Genomic DNA, 17806 nt, shown 5'->3' on the forward strand with positions numbered 1-17806 from the left:
TCAATCCTCCCTCAATCGACGGCGTTCCTGTTCGAGCTGCACGAGGTCGCGGTTCAACTGCGAGAACCGTTCCGGCTCCGCGGCAGCGTCGGTGCGCTGCAGCGCCCCGAGCAATTCCGTCTTGCGGCGCAGCAGGTCGCGCTCGATCAACCCCGCGGTGACCCCATTGCAGTATGCGACGAGTTGCTCCGCGTGACCGGGCAGCGGTGCCACGCTCAACTGCTGCACCAGCGCGGAGAACGCTCGCGGCGCCTCCTCGCCCACCGCGCCGACCCAGTCCGGTTCTCCGAACCGGTCGAGCGACGCCGCGATGGCGTCGCGCACCACGGCCAGTACCGGGTTGTGGAAGACGCTCGCAACGGTTCTGCTCACGCGCTCGAGACCCAGCTCACCAGGATGCTGCAGCACCGCCATGAGCGCATCCCGCTCAACGCGCGTGACGGGGTCGGCGGGCAGTTGCACGAGGGTGGGCACGGGTGCCGCCTGCGGCATGGCCTGAGCGCCGCCCGCGGCTGGTGCGCTCGGCACATCGCGCGACCCGAGCTCCCTTCGCCCGTGCACGCCTCGCGCGGCCTGGTCGGGCCCTTGCCGAGACTGGCTCGGATCGCGGCGCGGGCCGGCGCTTACGCTTCGCTGATCGCCTGCTGCGGCCCGTGCCTCGCTGGCTCGCCCGGCGGCGCTCACGGCTCGGTTGATCTCGCCGGGGTCCATGCCCAGCCACTTGGCAAGCGTTCGGGCATACCCGACGGCAAGCGCCCGGTCGCGGATGCCGGCGACGATCGGTGCCGACTGGCGCAGCGCCGCGACGCGCCCCTCGACGGTGTCGAGGTCGTGTTCGCCGAGCGCGCGACGGAGCATGAACTCGAACATCGGCCGCCGGCCAGCGATGAGCTGACGCACGGCATCATCGCCGCGCTCGAGGCGGAGGTCGCACGGGTCGAGACCTTCAGGGGGCGTGGCCACGTAGGTGCGAGCAGCGAACCGCTGCTCTTCGGCGAACGCGCGGCTCGCCGCCTTCTGCCCCGCTTCGTCGGGATCGAAGGTGAAGACGACCTCTCCGGTGCTGCCCGTGTCGGCGGTGTCGTAGTCACCGAGGACGCGGCGGATGATCTTGATGTGGTCGACGCCGAACGCGGTACCGCAGGTCGCGACGGCAGTGGTCACGCCCGCGAGGTGACAGGCCATCACATCCGTGTAGCCCTCGACGATGACCACCCGCTTGCCGCGCGCGATGTCGCGCTTGGCCAGATCGAGACCGTACAGCACCTGGCTCTTGTGGTAGACGGCAGTATCGGGGGTGTTGAGGTACTTCGGACCTTGGTCGTCATCGAAGAGACGCCTCGCGCCGAAGCCGAGCGTCTGCCCTGTGACGTCTCTGATCGGCCAGACCACACGCCCTCGGAACCGGTCGTAGCTGCCCCGCTCCCCCGAGCTGAGCAGCCCCGCTGCGACGAGCTCGTTCTCGGTGAACCCCTGGGCCATGAGCGCCTTGCTGAGCGCCGAGAACGACTTCGGCGCGTAGCCGACGCCGAAGCGCTCGGCCGCCGCCGGATCGAACCCGCGCTGGCCGAGGAACTGCCTGGCGGGCGCGGCGTCTGCTGTGAGCAATTGCTCGATGAAGAACTGCTCAGCCGCACGGTTGGCGGCCAGCAGGCGCGCCCGGTTCCCGTGTTCGCGAGCCGGACCGCCGCCGTCTTCGTAGTGCAGCTCATAGCCGATCCTGGCCGCCAGTCGCTCGACCGCCTCGCTGAAGGTCGTGTGGTCCATGCGCTGCAGGAAGGTGAAGACATCGCCGCCTTCGCCGCAGCCGAAGCAGTGGTAGAAGCCCACCTGCGGCCGGACGTGGAAGCTCGGGGTGCGCTCGTCGTGGAACGGGCAGAGCCCCTTCATCGATCCGACGCCGGCAGACTTCAGCGTGACGTAGTCGCCGACGATGTCGGCGATGTTCGTACGAGACCTCACCTCATCGATGTCTGATCGTCGGATGAGGCCTGCCATGACAGCATCCTAGGAGCACCCGCCGTGCCGCAGCCCGCGAGCGGTGATGGCTGTCAGCCCGTGATGCCGCCGTGGAGCACCAACGCCGACTGATCGGTGAGGCTCGCGACCTGATCGACGATGACTCGCCGGCGCTCGGCATCCGTCTGGGCGCGCGCGAAGTCTGCGGCGAAGCCCGTGTCGAGCGAGCCCGGGCCGGCACGCCAGAGACCGTCAGCCAGCTCCGTGAGGACTTCGCGCTGTTGCACGTAGATCGGCTGACGCTGATCGTTGGCCATCACGAAGGCCGCGACGATGCCCTTCAGCACGGCGATCTCGGCTTCGATCTCGCGCGGCACCACCACGCTCGCGGCGAACCGCACCAGGCTGCCCGAGGGGTAGTGCTCACGGGTCGCGCGTGTTGCGGCCTGCGCGAAACGACCGATGAGCTGGCTCGTCAGGTCTTTGAGCTTCGCGAGCGACTTCCGGCTGCCGTCCCACTCGTCGAGCCATTCGTCGAGCGAGTCGAGCCGGTCGAACGCCGCGATCAGCTCGTCATGGCTGAACGCGCCTCCAACCCAAGCCGACATCTGGTCGACAAGCGCGTCGTGGTCGACCCGCGCTCCGAGTGCGTACACGTCGACGTAGCCCGACACGATCGCGTCTTCGAAGTCGTGCACCGAGTATGCGATGTCGTCGCTCAGGTCCATGACCTGCGCCTCGATGCACCGCTGCCTCTCCGGGGCACCCTGTCGTAGCCACTCGAATGCGGGCGTGTCGTCGAGGTAGAACCCGAACTTGCTGCGGCCGCTCGGGTCGGGCACGCCGTACTGCTCGGGCCACGGATACTTGCAGCTCGCGTCGAGGCTCGCCCGGGTGAGGTTCAGCCCGTAGCTCGCGCCGTCGGGTCCGATGACCTTCGGCTCGAGCCGGGTCAGCAGTCGCAGCGTCTGCGCGTTCCCCTCGAAGCCGCCGATGTCGGCCGCCCAGTCATTCAGCGCGCGCTCGCCGTTGTGACCGAACGGCGGGTGGCCGAGGTCATGTGCGAGGCAAGCGGTATCGACCACATCCGGGTCGAGACCGAGGCTGGCGGCGAGCTCACGGCCCACCTGCGCTACCTCGAGGGAGTGCGTGAGTCGGTTCCTGGCGAAGTCCGTGCCGGCCGTCGGGCTCAGCACCTGAGTCTTCGCCGCGAGCCTGCGCAGCGCGCTCGAATGCAGAAGCCGGGCGCGATCGCGCGCGAAGTCACTGCGGCGATGCTCGTGCGTCTCTGGGAACCAGCGCTCGGTATCTGCGGGACCGTACCCGGGGTTGTCAACCACCCGTCGTGTCCGCTTCGGTCTCGGTGAGGTGCGCACGCTGCGCCTCGCCGAGCGAACGGTCGTCGAGCCATCCCTCGGGCAGCGCGGGACGCTTGGGTGACCCTGCACGACCACGGGGGCCTTCGACCGCCTCGCCCGGGTAGGGCATCGACCAATCGAGCGTCGCGAGGAGTTCGTCGATGCGTTCCAAGCTCTCGACCATCGCCAGGCTCGAGCGGAACTCTCCACCGACTGGGTACCCCTTGAAGTACCAGGCGACGTGCTTTCGGATGTCGCGGCAGGCGCGGTCCTCGTCATCGAAGAACTCCACGAGCAGCTCGGCGTGCCGTTTGAAGGCTGACGCCACTTCTCCGAGCGTTGGCTGCGCCTTGCGCTGCTCTCCACGGAACGCCGCGGCGAGATCGCCGAAGAGCCACGGGCGGCCAAGGCAACCCCGACCCACCACGACGCCGTCGCAGCCGGTCTCGGCCACCATCCGGATGGCATCGTCCGCGCTCCAGATGTCACCATTGCCGAGCACGGGAACGCTCGACACCGCGTTCTTCAGCTCGGCGATCGCGGACCAGTCGGCGTTCCCCGAGTAGAACTGAGCGGCGGTGCGCGCATGCAGCGCGATCGAGGCGACTCCCGCGTCTTCCGCCGACTTCGCCGCGTCGAGGAACGTGATGTGATCGTCGTCGATGCCCTTGCGCATCTTCACTGTGAGGGGCACGCGCCCCGCTGCCTTGACGGCCGACTGCACGATCGACCGGAAGAGGTCGGCCTTCCAGGGAAGCGCCGCGCCGCCGCCCTTGCGCGTCACCTTCGGGACGGGGCATCCGAAGTTCAGGTCGATGTGATCGGCCCGGTCCTCGGCCACGAGGATCGTGATGGCCTCGCTGATCGTCTTCGGATCCACACCGTAGAGCTGGATGCTGCGCGGGGTCTCCGACTCATGATGCGTGATGAGTCGCATCGTCTCCGGCGTGCGCTCCACGAGGGCACGGCTCGTGATCATCTCGCTGACGTAGAGCCCCGCACCGTACTCTCGGCACAGTCGACGGAATGCCGTATTCGTGATGCCTGCCATGGGCGCGAGCACGACGGGCGCGTCGAGCTCGATCGAGCCGATGCGAAGTGTCGGGGCAGCCGTGAGCGTTGTCATCGTCTCGATTCTTCCAGATCCGCGTTGCGCTCCTGCTGGACGGGCGCCACTCGGCGTCAGTGGGTCGCGCAGGTGTCAGTCGGTGACGACAGCATCGATGACGGATGCGGTCGCCTGGGCGTCGTCCGCGTCGCGCATGGGCACGGCGCACACGCCGCCCTCACAGGCAGCCGCGTCGGCAGCGCCCAGCATGGTGAAGCCGCCGCTCATCGGGAAGCCCCGTCCGCTGTCTCCGGTGCTGCTGCGATACCGGTCTTCTCGGCCCGCACCTGGTCGAGCACCTGCTTGAACGTCAGGCTCTCCTGCGCACCCGAGACTCCGTACTTGTCTTCGAAGACGAAGAACGGGACCCCGTTGATGCCGTACTGACGAGCCTGATCGATATCGGCCTGCACGGCCGGCAGATACCGCTCATCGCTCAGCGCCTCGAGCACTTCGGCGCGGTCGAGACCTGCCTCAGCCGCAAGTTCGGCGAGTTCCTCGTCGTGGCCGATGTGACGCCCCTGCTCGAAGTAAGCCTTGAGCAGTCGCTCCTTCACCTGTGGCTGCACACCGCGTTCCTTGGCGAGGTGCAGCACCTGGTGGGCCTTCAGCGTCTTGGTGTGCCGAAGTGCATCCCAGTCGTAGTCGAGTCCCTCGGATGCCGCGATGCCGCCGACGCGCTCGAGCATGCCTCGCACCTGGTCGGGAGCCATCCCCTTGTGTCCCGCCAGGAAGTCGACCTCGCTTCCCTCGAAGTCGACCGGCGTATCGGGCGCGAGCTCGAACGAGTGGTACTCGATGTCGACCTCGCCGCCGAACTCCGCGACGGCCTTCTCGAAGCGCCGTTTGCCGATGTAGCACCATGGGCACGCGATATCCGACCAGATGTCGACCTTGATCGGGCCGCTGGAGGCGCTCTGAGGAGTGTTGTCGGGCAAGTGCTGTTGATCGCTCACGATCGCTTCAACCTTCCGACCCCCCTGTGTATTCCGCTGGACGCGCTGGATTCCACTGGAGGCATGATCGAGCCGGTGACCCGGCGTTCCCCGAGGCCTGCTCAGGCGCCGATGAGCCGCTCACCGAGGTAGCCGCGCAGCTTGTCGAGCGACACGCGCTCCTGCTGCATCGTGTCGCGCTCGCGCACTGTGACGGCTTGATCCTCGAGAGTGTCGAAGTCGACGGTGACGCAGAACGGCGTGCCGATCTCGTCTTGGCGACGGTAGCGACGTCCGATGGCGCCCGCGTCGTCGAAGTCGATGTTCCAGAACCCGCGCAGCTCGGCGGCGAGGTTGCGTGCCACCGGCGAGAGCTGCTCGTTGCGCGAGAGCGGCAGCACTGCCGCCTTGACCGGGGCGAGCCTGCGGTCGAGACGAAGCACCGTGCGCTTGTCGACGCCGCCCTTGGTGTTGGGCGCCTCGTCCTCGGCGTACGCATCGACGAGGAAGGCCATCACCGACCTCGTGAGGCCTGCGGCCGGCTCGATCACGTACGGCACCCAGCGCTCCTGCTTGTTCTGGTCGAAGTACGAGAGATCGGTGCCAGAGTGCTGCGAGTGCGTGGTCAGATCGAAGTCTGTGCGGTTCGCGATGCCCTCGAGCTCGCCGAACTCGCTGCCCGAGAAGCCGAAGCGGTACTCGATGTCGACAGTGCGCTTGGCGTAGTGCGACAGCTTCTCCTTCGGGTGCTCGAAGAGGCGCAGGTTGTCGGCGTCGATGCCGAGATCGACGTACCAGTTGAATCGCTGATCGATCCAGTACTGGTGCCATTCCTCATCGGTGCCCGGCTCGACGAAGAACTCCATCTCCATCTGCTCGAACTCGCGTGTGCGGAAGATGAAGTTGCCCGGGGTGATCTCGTTGCGGAAGCTCTTGCCGATCTGACCGATGCCGAACGGCGGGCGCATGCGCGCGGCCGAGAGCACATTCGCGAAGTTGACGAAGATGCCCTGCGCGGTCTCGGGTCGCAGGTAGTGCAGCCCCGCTTCGTCGTCGACGGGGCCGAGGAAGGTCTTGAGCAGGCCTGAGAACTCCTTGGGCTCCGTCCACTTGCCCTTGGTGCCGCAGTTCACGCAGACGATATCGACGAGCCCGTTCTCCGGCGCCCGGCCCTTCTTCTCCTCGTATTCCTCTTCGAGGTGATCTGCGCGATACCGCTTGTGGCAGTTCAGGCACTCGACGAGCGGATCGCTGAAGACCTCGACGTGGCCGGATGCCTCCCACACGCGGCGCGGCAGGATCACCGACGAGTCGAGTCCCACGACGTCTTCACGGCCGGTGACCATGGTGCGCCACCACTGCCGCTTGATGTTCTCCTTGAGCTCGACGCCCAGCGGCCCGTAGTCCCAAGCGGAACGCGACCCGCCGTAGATCTCACCCGCCTGGAACACGAATCCGCGGCGCTTGGCCAGCGAGATGACGGAATCGAGACGAGACGGTGCGGCCACGAAAGAGCTCCCTGGGTCAGCCGAGCTGGGTGCCCGGTCGATCGAATACAAACCACGATCCTACCGGCGCCCGCCTTGCATGAGGATTCCTCGCGATCAGATGCCCCGACTAGGGGCGCAGGGCGTGGACCACTGCCTCCACGTCGTCCTCGGTATTCCAGAGATGAAAGGAGGCGCGCAGTCGGCCTGCTCTGCTTGACACTCGGATGCCGGCGGCGATGAGCCGATGCAGATCGTCACCCTCGGTATCCGGCCAGGTCACGATCGCCTGATGCTGTTCGGGCAGTTCGAGCGCCTCGCAGAGGGCGGACCCGAGGCTCGCGGTTCGCTGCCACACCTCGTCGAGGTCGAGACCGGCGAACATTCCGATCGACTGCTCGGCGCCGATCCATGCCTGCCAGGCGGGCGACACATCGAAGCGGTGCGCGTCGGCTGCGAGTTCCACTCGCGGCCAGTAGCAGCTCTCCCACACATCAGCACCCGCGTACCATCCGGCCTGCACCGGTGTGAGCAGGTCGGCGAAGCGCTCGCGAAGCGTCATGAAGGCGACGCCGCGCGGACTGCACAGCCACTTGTAGGCATGGCAGATGGTCGCGTCGAACAGCGCGGCGTCGACCGGCATTACCCCTGCCGCCTGAGTCGTGTCGCACAGCGTGTACGCGCCCATCATGCGCGCGGCGCTCAGGACCGATGGCACGTCGGCGATGGCACCCGTCGCCGATTGCACCAGCGAGAACGCCACGAGCCAGGTGCGGTCGCCGATGGCGTCCGCGAGCGCCTCGAGGGGCACGGCTCTGAGGTGAATATCGCTGCGCATGCTGAACGGGGCGACGAGCGAACTGAAGTCGCCTTGGACGCACAGCACCTCGGCCCCTGGCGGCACGGCCGCTGCGATGACGCTCGCCATGACCGAGGTCTGAGAGCCGATCGCCACTCGGCTGGGCGCCACTCCCACGAGCCTTGCGTAATGCTCGCGCGTGCGTCCTACTGCCTCGTCGTAGCCCTGAGGGTCGCGGTCGGCCCTCGCCCACGCATCGAGATCGCGGCGCATCGCGCTGACGGCGTCTCTCGGAGGAATGCCGATCGACGCGACAGCCAGATAGCCGGCGGTGTCTTCGAACTGAGCGATCGCTGACTCGAGCGACGGGGAGAGCTGCAAGGCCGGCATGTCCCCATCGTGGCGCATCGCATAGCCGTTGGCACCGGCGTCGATCGCACGTTCATTGCGCTCGGGCGACATGCACGCCGATCTCTTGCACCGAAGCGACGGCTTGGTGCAGCAGCGCCGCGGCGCGGTCGAGCTCGCGCTCGGTGGTCTCGGCCGAGAACGTGAAGCGCACAGCGGTGTGGGCGATCTCGGCAGGGATGCCCATCGCGGTGAGCACCGAAGACGGTTCCGTGCTGCCGGCCGCGCACGCGGAGCCGCTGGAGCAGATGACCGCCCTTCGCTCGAGCTCGAGCAGCACCGCCTCGCCCGCGGTGCCCTCGAAGCAGAATGATGCGTTGTTCGGCAGCCGCTGGGAAGGGTGACCGGTCAGTCGGGCGCCAGGCACTGTGTCGAGCACGGTGCGGATGAACCGGTCGCGCGCGCCCGCCAAGCGCTCCGCGTGCTCGACTCGCTCGGCGGTGGCGAGCCGAAGCGCCATGGCGAGCCCGACCGCGGCTGCCACGTCTTCCGTGCCAGAGCGACGGTCTCGCTGCTGGCCGCCGCCGTGCATCAGCGGCTCCAGGCGGATGCCGCGACGAACGAACAGCAGGCCGGCGCCCCGTGGCGTGCCGAGCTTGTGACCTGCGATGGAGAGGGCGTCTACGCCGAGCTCAGGCATGTGGAGAGGCAGCATCCCGGCGGCCTGGACGGCATCCGTGTGCAGGGGGACGCCAAGACTCCTGGTGATCTCTGCCAGCTCGGCGAGGGGCTGCACGGTGCCGACCTCGTTGTTCGCCAACATCACCGAGACGAGGGTGGTTCCGCGAGTCGCAACCTCGCGCAGCCTCTCGGCATCGACGAGCGCATGCTCATCGACCTCCAGTAGCGCGAGGTCGAACCCGTGCAGGCGCTGCAGGTAGCGGGCGCTCTCGAGCACCGCGGGATGCTCGATCGCTGTGGTGACGATCCTGCGCCCGCGCGGAGCGGCGAGCGCGATGCCTTTGATCGCCAGGTTGTCTGCCTCTGTGCCGCCCGAGGTGACGATGAGTTCGGAGGGGCGGCAGCCGAGCAGCGCTGCGAGCTCTTCGAGTGCCGCGTCCAGGGCACGACGCGCGCGCTCCCCCACGCCATGACGACTCGCCGGATTGCCGAACACCGAAGTGAGGTACGGCCACATGGCTTCGACGACCTCACGACGTGGAGGTGCGGTCGCGGCGGCATCGAGGTACAGCGGACGAGTCTCCGCATCTCGAAGAGCTGACATCGTGCTCCTAGCCGCGGTCGGCGCCTGGCTCGAGCTCGATGTCGAGCCCGAGGTCGATCGCGGGCGCGCTGTGCGTGAGCGCACCGACCGAGATCACGTCGACGCCCGTGGCGGCGATATCGGCCACGGTCTGAAGGCTCACGCCGCCGCTCGCCTCGACCACCGCTCGTCCGCCGATAAGTGCGACACCGCGTCGCAGTTCGTCGAGCGTGAAGTTATCGAGCATGATCGTGTCGGCGCCGCCGGCGAGCACCGGCTGGATCTGATCCAGTCGGTCGACCTCGACTTCGAGGTGCGTCGTGTGTCCGAGACGGGAGCGAGCATCGCGCAGCGCTTCGGTGAGGTCACGACCGCCGGCTGTGAGCACGGCAAGGTGGTTGTCTTTCGCGAGCACGGCGTCCGACAGCGAGTAGCGGTGGTTGTGGCCGCCGCCGCAGCGCACCGCGTGGCGCTCGAGCAGGCGAAGCCCGGGGGTGGTCTTCCGGGTGTCGACGATGCGGGCTGAAGTGCCCGACACCGCCTCCACATACTGAGCGGTGAGCGTTGCGATGCCGCTCATTCGCTGCACGAGGTTGAGCGCGATGCGCTCTGCGCGCAGAATCGCCCGCGCGTCGCCCTCGACCGAGGCGATCGCCATCCCGGCGTCGAAGCGATCACCGTCACGGAGGGCGTGCTCCACGACGGCCAGCGGGTCTGTGGCTCGCATCGTCGAGTCGAACACCTGCATGCCGGCGAGTACCCCGGGCTGTCGCGCGGCGAACACGGCACGAGCGCGAGTGCCCGGCGGGATGAGCGTCTCGCTCGTGATGTCTCCCCACGGAGCGTCTTCCGCGAGGGCCATTCGCACGATGCCCTCCACGGCGTGCGGGTCGAGCGGCTGCAGGTGACGGAGCCCGGCCGACTCGGAGCCGGACGCGCTCGGCATGCTCGTGGTGGTGGTTGTCATCAGGCTGCCTCTCGTGGATTGTCGCGTGGGTGGTCTTGAGGGTCGTTTCGCGGTCGACTGCGCCGCTCTTCTTGCCGTGAGCCGCTCGGGTCGTGTCGCGATCCGTCTGCGGTGGCGGACGCGTCGGTGCGGAAATGCGCCCCCAGCGAGCCCTTCCTCGCCATGGCAGCAGCGGTCATCGCCCGCGCCAGTTGCAGCAGGTTTGCGTCTTCCCGCTCCGCGAAGGAGCTCGGCGCCGGGGGCGCAGTCCATGCCGAGAACAGCTCGGCCGCCGACTCGAGGCCGACGGCATTCCGATGAAGGCCGACCAACTCCCACATGGCTCGGCGCAGTGCGAGTCGGTCGACCGGTGTGGCAGCGACGCCGGCCGCTGCATCCCCGAGGCTGTCGTGCGGCGGGAGCGGCGTCGCATTCGCGGAGGACGGGCTGCCGTGCGGCCATGGTGCGTCGACGGCTGTGGCAGCGCGGCGTGCGAAGACGAGCGCCTCGAGCAGCGAGTTCGATGCGAGCCGGTTCGCTCCGTGCACTCCCGTGCACGCTGCCTCGCCCACCGCGAAGAGCCCCTGGACGCTCGAACGCCCGTCGAGGTCGGTGTGGATGCCTCCCATGAGGTAGTGGGCGGCCGGGGTCACGGGCACCGGTTCGGACGTCCAATCGAACCCGTGACGCGCGCATGCGGCGGTGAGCCCAGGGAAGCGTTCGACAAGACGATCAGCACCGATCGATGTGGCATCGAGCATCACCGGCACGTCGGGCTGGCGTCGCTGGCACTCGGCGATCGCGCGGGCGACGACGTCTCGCGGTGCGAGTTCCGCGTCGGGGTGCACCTCCATCATGAAGCGACGTCCCGCGCGATCGAGGAGCACGGCGCCTTCGCCACGCACGGCCTCTGAGATGAGCGGCGTGCCCGGCACCGCGAGGGCAGTGGGGTGGAACTGCATGAACTCCAGGTCGGCGAGGACGGCGCCGGCCCGTGCAGCGGCCGCGATGCCATCCCCCGTGGCCCCAGATGGATTGGTCGTGTGCTCGAACAGCATGCCCGCGCCGCCGGTGGCGATGATCACCGCATCGCCCTCCACAGAGTGCTCACTGCCGTCGGGCACAGCGAGCCGGACGCCGCGGGTACGACCGTTCTCGATCTCGATGTCGACGAGGAAGCGCTCCTCGACGAGTTCGATGTTCCTGGCGCGCACAGCAGCGACCAGGGTCTGCACCATCACGCGGCCGGTCGCGTCGCCGCTCGCATGCAGGATCCGTGGGCGCGAATGCGCGCCTTCCTGCGCCCGCGCTAGATCGTCACCGGCTCCCGAGCCGGTGTCGCCCTCGATGGCACGGTCGAACGGCATTCCGAGCTCGATGAGGCGTCGGATGCTGTCGGCGCCCTCCCGGCAGAGCACCTCGACCGCAGCCGAGTGGCACCAGCCGTCGCCGGCCGCGAGCGTGTCAGCGATGTGCGCCGCCGCACTGTCGTCGTGGCCGAGCGCGACAGCGACCCCTCCCTGGGCGAACCAGGAGTTGCTGTCGCCGATGCGCTGCTTCGTGACGAGGGTGACCCTGTGGTGCGCCGTCGCGGTGAGTGCAGCGGTGAGGCCGGCGACGCCGCTGCCGACCACGATGACGTGCCCCATCTCAAGCACGACCGACGGCGAAGGCGACCACGGCAACGGCCGCGCCGCGAGGAGTGCTGCGTACTGCCCCGGCGCGACCAGCCTGTTCGAAGATCATCCGCGGCATCAGCCTTGGGGCAGCGCCGCGAGCATGCGCTCGAGCGCCAGCCGCGCCGGCTCGGCGACGGATTCTTCCACCGTGATGCGGTTGAGCACCTCGCCCCGTTCGAACGCCTCCATGACCCAGGCGAGGTAGCCGGGGTGAATGCGGTACATGGTCGAGCACGGGCAGATGACGGGGTCGAGGCAGAAGATCCTGTGCTGGGGGAATTCGGCGGCGAGTCGGTTCACGAGGTTGATCTCGGTGCCGATCGCGAACGTCGTGGGCTCGGTCGCGGAGGCCACGGCGCGCCGGATGAAGTCGGTCGAGCCGATCTCATCGGCGGCGTCGACGACGGGCATGGGGCATTCGGGGTGCACGAGCACCCGCACTCCCGGGTACTCGGCGCGAGCCTTTTCGATCTGCTCGACGGTGAAGCGGCGATGCACCGAGCAGAAGCCGTGCCACAGCAGTACCTGCGCGTCGAGCAGTTCCTTGGGCGAGTTGCCGCCCAGCGGGAGCCGAGGGTTCCACATGGGCATGCGCTCCAGCGGCACCCCCATTCGCTTGGCCGTGTTGCGCCCGAGGTGCTGGTCGGGGAAGAACAGCACGCGCTGGCCGCGCTCGAACGCCCACTCGAGCACCGTCGATGCGTTCGAGGAGGTGCAGACGATGCCACCGCGTTCGCCGACGAAGCCTTTGAGCGCGGCCGAGCAGTTCATGTAGGTGACGGGAAGGATCGGCATCCGCCCGCGCTCGTCGGTCTCAGTGCCATACAGCTCCTCGAGCTGCTCCCAGCACTCGGTGACCGAGTCGATGTCGGCCATATCCGCCATGGAGCAACCGGCCGCAAGATTCGGCAGGATGACCGCTTGATCGTCGCGGGTGAGGATGTCGGCGGTCTCGGCCATGAAGTGCACGCCGCAGAAGAAGATCGCCTCGGCATCCGGCTTCGTGAGCGCCGCGTTCGCAAGCTGGTAGGAATCGCCGATGAAGTCGGCGTGCTCCACGATCTCGTCGCGCTGGTAGTAGTGCCCGAGCACCACGGCGCGGTCTCCGAGCCGCTGCTTCACAGCACGGATGCGCTGGTCGAGCTCCTCGGCGGAGGCGGAGCGGTACTCTTCAGGAAGCTGCCCCTGACGCGGGGAGCCGACCGGGATGACATCCCCCATCGAGGCGCCGGGACCGTAGCCCGGTGCCGGGTCGAAGGTCCAAGTGGGCATCGCGAGCTCCGGCGTGCACGACTCGGCTTCGCCGTCGCGCGTCAGCAGAGTGTCGATCGAGGTCACAGGTCGCTCCTGTCGGTCGGGTCATTGAGAGGTGTCGGATCGGTTGGATCGGGGAGGTCTGCGGAGCCGGCGCCGTGCGGCGGCGGATGCTGCGGGATGTCCGTGAGCGGACCGTTGTCGGTCATGTCGACCGCGTCGTTGTAGCGGTAGAGGCGCGGGGGGCGGTGGCGACCGCCGGTCACCACTGAGTCGGTTGCGACCAGAGCACCCGATGCCTCGACCTGTCGCCGGAAGTTCGCAGGGTCGAGAGGCTTGCGCAGCACGGCCTCGTACACCTGTCGGAGTTCGGAGAGCGTGAACGTCTCACCGAGCATCGCGTGCGCGATGCGGCTGTATTCCATCTTGTTTCGCAGGCGCCAGAGCGCGTACTCGACGATCAGGTTGTGATCGAAGGCGAGGCTCGGGAGGTCATCGGCCGCGAACCACCGCACGTTCTCATCGCTCGACGTGTCGGTGACGGCATCCGCGTGCACCAGCGCCCAATAGACGACGGAGACCATCCGCCCGGCGGAGGGAGAACGATCCGGGTCACCGAATGCGTAAAGCTGCTCGAGGTAGCCGGGGCGAAGCCCCGTCGTCTGCTGCAGATTGCGGGCGGCGGCGGCACTGAGGCCCTCCTGCGGCAGAAGAGGGCCACCGGGCAGCGCCCAACGCCCCGCGAAGGGCTCCCGGATGCGGCGGACCAGCGGGAGGTGCAGCGACGGGCGCGCTTGAGGTGCTTCGGCGTGCAGCGCGAAGATCACGGTCGACACCGCGAGCGCGATGTCTTCGCTCTTGCCTGCCGCCATGGAAAGCCTCTCCTGGAGTGTCACGGCAAGCAGTCGGACGCTGCTGGATCGAAGCTGTAAAGGTCACCGTGACCATAAGACATTCTAGAGGACGATCACGGCCGCGGTGAACGCCCGCGCGTGGGCCGCTCAGCTTGCGGTGGGCGCGTCGACGGCGCCACCGAATCTGCGGCTGCGTCCGGTGTAGATGTCGATCGCGTTCCACAGATCGACCCGCGTGAAGTCGGGCCACAGCGTGTCGAGGAACACGAATTCGGCGTATGCGCTCTGCCAGAGCATGAAGTTGCTGGTGCGCTGTTCGCCCGAACTCCGCACGAAGAGGTCCACGTCGGGAAGCTCCGGAACGTACAGGTGGCGGGCGATGGTCTGCTCCGTGATGCCGCTCGGTTTGATCCGCCCGGACTGCGCATCGGCCGCGATCCTTCGAACAGCGTCGACGAGTTCGACCCGCCCGCCGTAGTTGATGCACATGGTCAGCGTGAGCACGTCGTTGCCTGCGGTCAGCCGCTCGGCGTACTCCAGCTCGCTGATCACCGAGCGCCACAGGCGTGGCCGTCGGCCCGCCCACCGGATGCGCACTCCCCAGGCGTTCAACTGATCGCGTCGGCGGTGCAGCACGGAGCGATTGAACCCCATGAGGAATCGAACCTCATCGGGAGAGCGGCGCCAGTTCTCGGTCGAGAACGCGTACACACTGAGGTGCTTCACGCCGGCCTGGATGGCACCCGCCACGACGTCGAGCAGCGCCGACTCTCCGGCCTTGTGCCCCTCGACACGGGTGAGGCCACGGAGATTCGCCCAGCGGCCGTTGCCGTCCATGACGAGGGCGACGTGCTCCGGCACCGCACCCGCCGGGTAGGGAGGAGGAGTCAGGCCCGTCCAGTCGAGGGGGCGGTAGTCCACTGCATCCGGATGCGTCTTCTTCATGCCCCGCTCTCGCTCTGCGCTGCGTCGTGCCGAGCCGCCGGGTCGACGTGCTGGAGTGAGCGCAGCCCGCGCTCGAGGTGGTACTGCGTGTAGGCCGCGATCACGCCGCCCGCCTGGGCGCGCGTGCCCTCGGCCGACGCCTCAGCCGTGACCCAATCGCCGGTGAGCAGCGCGCCGAGCAGGGTGAGCGTCTGCTCATCGAGCCGCGGCGTGCCCGGCGGCGCGACCTCGTCGGCGACGACTCCCCCGAGTTGCACGACGAACGCCCGGTGCGGTCCCGGGGCACCGGTCACCGCGCAATCGACGAAGCTCGGGGCCCAACCTGCGATCGACAGGGCGCGCAGCAGATAGGAATCGAGGATCAGCCCCGGGGGGCGCTCGTGGCGAGACAACGATCGCAGCGCGCCGACGAGGAGCAGATACTGCTGCACACTGCTGTCGGCATCCGAGAGCCGATCAGCGGTCTCGACAATGGCGCATGCTGCGGTGTAGCCGGCATAGTCGGTGGCGATCTCGGCACCGTACGAGGCGAGCGATTCCGCTTGCGTCACGGTGTCGAGCGACCGCCCTTCGTAGAGCTGCACATCGGCCACCATGAAGGGCTCGAGTCGTGCCCCGAACTTCGAGGCGGTGCGGCGAACGCCTTTGGCGACGGCCCGGATCTTGCCGTGACGGCGGCTGAGCATGGTGACGATGCGGTCCGCCTCACCCAGCTTGTGGGTGCGCAGCACGACGGCTTCATCACGATAGAGCGGCACACTCGATTATCGCCCGCCGGCCCGCCTGAGGCCTGTGAACCACTCCGTGCGAGCCGCGTCGCGAGAGCCGAGCGGTCAGCCGAGAACAGCCGCCCGCTCGGCGCCCGCGTCAGGCTGTGGCGAGGACCTTGTGCTCGTGCTCGGCCCGGACCGCCCGGTTGACTCCCGACACGATCGCCTTGAGCGATGCGGTCGAGATGTCGGCGTCGATGCCGACGCCCCAGAGCGTGCGCCCGTTCACGTTGAGCTCGACATACGCGGCCGCGAGAGCGTCACCGCTCGCGCTGAGCGCGTGCTCGACGTAGTCGTAGAGCTGCACGTCGACGCCCTGCTCGCGCATGACCTTCAGGAAGGCCGCGATCGGACCATTGCCCACTCCGGAAGCGGACTCGAGCTCGTCACCCACGCGCAGCTGCACGTCGAGCGAGACCTCGCCCGACAGGTCGCTGGCTGTGCGCGTCGACAGGAGCTCGAAGCGGCCCCACTTCTCGTCGGGGCGCTCGGCGGGAGCCGGCAGGTACTCGTCGCTGAAGATCTCCCAGATCTCCTCGCTCGTGACCTCGCCGCCCTCGGCATCCGTCTTCATCTGCACCACACCGGAGAACTCGATCTGCAGCTTGCGCGGCAGGTCGAGGGCGTGGTCGGCCTTCAGCAGATAGGCGACACCGCCCTTGCCCGATTGCGAGTTCACTCGGATGACGGCCTCATAGGTGCGCCCGACGTCCTTGGGATCGATCGGCAGGTACGGAACCGCCCATACCAAATCGTCGACGGTCACGCCGCGTTCCTCGGCCTCGGCGGCCATGGCCTCGAAGCCCTTCTTGATCGCGTCCTGATGCGATCCACTGAACGCGGTGTACACCAGATCGCCTGCCCAGGGGCTGCGCTCTGGAACACGCAGCTGGGTGCAGTACTCGGCAGTGCGGCGCACCTCGTCGATGTCGCTGAAGTCGATCTCGGGATCGATCCCCTGGGTGAAGAGATTCAGCCCCAGCGCGACCAGGTCGACGTTGCCGGTGCGCTCTCCATTGCCGAACAGGCAGCCCTCGATGCGATCGGCGCCGGCCATGTACCCGAGCTCCGCAGCGGCGACAGCCGTGCCGCGGTCGTTGTGCGGATGCAGCGACAGGATGACGTTCTCACGGTGGTTGAGGTGACGGTTCATCCACTCGATGGAGTCGGCGTAGACGTTCGGGGTCGCCATCTCCACCGTCGCGGGCAGATTGATGATGACCTTGCGCTCGGGCGTCGGCTCGAGCACCTCGAGCACCTGATTGCACACTTCGGCCGCGAACTCGAGCTCGGTGCCGGTGAAGCTCTCGGGCGAGTACTCGTAGAACACCTGAGTCTCAGGGATCGTCTTCTCGTACTCACGGCACAGTCTCGCTCCGTGGAGGGCGATGTCGATGATGCCCTGCTTGTCGGAGCGGAACACGACCTCGCGCTGCAGCACGCTTGTCGAGTTGTACAGGTGCACGACCGCCTGCTTCGCGCCGCGGATCGATTCGTAGGTGCGCTCGATGAGGTGGTCGCGCGACTGCGTGAGGACCTGGATCGTCACATCGTCGGGGATCGCCTGCTCCTCGATGAGGGAGCGCACGAAGTCAAAGTCGGTCTGGCTCGCCGAGGGGAATCCGACCTCGATCTCCTTGTAGCCCATGCGCACGAGCAGGTCGAACATGATGCGCTTGCGCTCGGGGCTCATCGGATCGATCAGCGCCTGGTTGCCATCGCGCAGATCGACGGCGCACCAGCGCGGCGCCTTCTCGATGCGCTTCGACGGCCATGTGCGATCCGGCAGATCGACCCGGATCTGCTCGTGGAACGGGCGGTACTTGTGCACCGGCATGCCCGAGGGCTGCTGGGTGTTCTTCATCGGTCTCTATCTCCTCAAGTCGTGTGTGTCAGCCATCGACGAACTCCGCGACGAGGGAGGCCTTGAATCAAGACTCGTCGCGGCAGCTAAGGAGGAGCAGACCGTGCACCCATCGAGCGTAACACCCGTGACCGCGCATGCGAAGACGAGCGACGAAGCGAACGGTGAGAATGCTCGGTGAGAAATGCTCGGTGGCCACGCTCGGTGGTGCGACGTGCAAGACGCGCAGAACGTTG

General features: G+C 67.8%; 15 protein-coding genes. All 15 read right to left on the reverse strand.

The window, feature by feature from the left end; genetic code table 11:
* The 15 genes from dnaG to leuA all read right to left on the reverse strand — a co-directional run bounded on the left by dnaG (nucleotide 1) and on the right by leuA (nucleotide 17570).
* The gene (gene dnaG, locus ABV606_RS00455; protein WP_353987945.1) at nucleotides 1-1998 is read right to left on the reverse strand and encodes a DNA primase; all 1998 of its coding nucleotides are present in this window, start codon (nucleotides 1996-1998) and stop codon (nucleotides 1-3) included.
* Between the two features lie 53 nt (nucleotides 1999-2051).
* Entirely contained in the window at nucleotides 2052-3299 is a 1248-nt protein-coding gene (locus ABV606_RS00460; protein ID WP_281487724.1) for a deoxyguanosinetriphosphate triphosphohydrolase, read from the reverse strand.
* Nucleotides 3292-4443 carry a tRNA dihydrouridine synthase DusB gene (dusB, locus tag ABV606_RS00465; RefSeq protein ID WP_281487723.1) on the reverse strand — a complete coding sequence of 384 codons (1152 nt, stop codon included), beginning with the start codon at nucleotides 4441-4443 and terminating at the stop codon, nucleotides 3292-3294. The genes ABV606_RS00460 and dusB overlap by 8 nt, the downstream gene beginning before the upstream one ends.
* 75 nt (nucleotides 4444-4518) lie before the next feature.
* Nucleotides 4519-4653 (reverse strand): hypothetical protein, encoded by a 135-nt coding sequence (locus ABV606_RS00470; RefSeq protein ID WP_281487722.1) that lies wholly within the window; start codon nucleotides 4651-4653, stop codon nucleotides 4519-4521.
* Complete coding sequence (locus tag ABV606_RS00475; protein WP_353987946.1) at nucleotides 4650-5381, reverse strand: DsbA family oxidoreductase; 732 nt, start codon at nucleotides 5379-5381, stop codon at nucleotides 4650-4652. Before ABV606_RS00475 ends, ABV606_RS00470 begins: the two co-directional genes overlap by 4 nt.
* Nucleotides 5382-5482: 101 nt before the next feature.
* Nucleotides 5483-6868: a glycine--tRNA ligase gene (locus ABV606_RS00480; RefSeq protein ID WP_353987947.1), complete on the reverse strand. Its 1386-nt coding sequence runs from the start codon at nucleotides 6866-6868 to the stop codon at nucleotides 5483-5485.
* A 109-nt stretch (nucleotides 6869-6977) separates the two neighbouring features.
* Nucleotides 6978-8108 carry an aminotransferase class V-fold PLP-dependent enzyme gene (locus ABV606_RS00485; RefSeq protein ID WP_353987948.1) on the reverse strand — a complete coding sequence of 377 codons (1131 nt, stop codon included), beginning with the start codon at nucleotides 8106-8108 and terminating at the stop codon, nucleotides 6978-6980.
* Entirely contained in the window at nucleotides 8089-9279 is a 1191-nt protein-coding gene (locus tag ABV606_RS00490) for a cysteine desulfurase family protein (RefSeq protein WP_353987949.1), read from the reverse strand. Before ABV606_RS00490 ends, ABV606_RS00485 begins: the two co-directional genes overlap by 20 nt.
* Nucleotides 9280-9286: 7 nt before the next feature.
* A complete protein-coding gene (nadC, locus tag ABV606_RS00495) occupies nucleotides 9287-10225 on the reverse strand; it encodes a carboxylating nicotinate-nucleotide diphosphorylase (protein WP_435415159.1) in 939 nt (312 codons plus the stop codon).
* The gene (gene nadB, locus ABV606_RS00500) at nucleotides 10225-11889 is read right to left on the reverse strand and encodes an L-aspartate oxidase (protein ID WP_353987950.1); all 1665 of its coding nucleotides are present in this window, start codon (nucleotides 11887-11889) and stop codon (nucleotides 10225-10227) included. Before nadB ends, nadC begins: the two co-directional genes overlap by 1 nt.
* 69 nt (nucleotides 11890-11958) lie before the next feature.
* Nucleotides 11959-13221, reverse strand: coding sequence for a quinolinate synthase NadA (gene nadA / locus ABV606_RS00505; protein WP_353987951.1), 1263 nt, complete (start codon nucleotides 13219-13221; stop codon nucleotides 11959-11961).
* Nucleotides 13218-14009, reverse strand: a complete 792-nt coding sequence (locus ABV606_RS00510) for an NUDIX hydrolase (RefSeq protein WP_353987952.1) — start codon at nucleotides 14007-14009, stop codon at nucleotides 13218-13220. Before ABV606_RS00510 ends, nadA begins: the two co-directional genes overlap by 4 nt.
* Nucleotides 14010-14138: 129 nt before the next feature.
* The gene (locus tag ABV606_RS00515; protein ID WP_353987953.1) at nucleotides 14139-14936 is read right to left on the reverse strand and encodes an isoprenyl transferase; all 798 of its coding nucleotides are present in this window, start codon (nucleotides 14934-14936) and stop codon (nucleotides 14139-14141) included.
* Nucleotides 14933-15694, reverse strand: a complete 762-nt coding sequence (gene recO / locus ABV606_RS00520; RefSeq protein ID WP_353987954.1) for a DNA repair protein RecO — start codon at nucleotides 15692-15694, stop codon at nucleotides 14933-14935. Before recO ends, ABV606_RS00515 begins: the two co-directional genes overlap by 4 nt.
* A 109-nt stretch (nucleotides 15695-15803) precedes the next feature.
* Nucleotides 15804-17570 (reverse strand): 2-isopropylmalate synthase, encoded by a 1767-nt coding sequence (leuA, locus tag ABV606_RS00525; RefSeq protein WP_353987955.1) that lies wholly within the window; start codon nucleotides 17568-17570, stop codon nucleotides 15804-15806.
* Nucleotides 17571-17806: the final 236 nt, after the last annotated feature.

Source organism: Ruicaihuangia caeni (assembly GCF_040536845.1).
Classification (GTDB): domain Bacteria; phylum Actinomycetota; class Actinomycetes; order Actinomycetales; family Microbacteriaceae; genus Ruicaihuangia; species Ruicaihuangia caeni.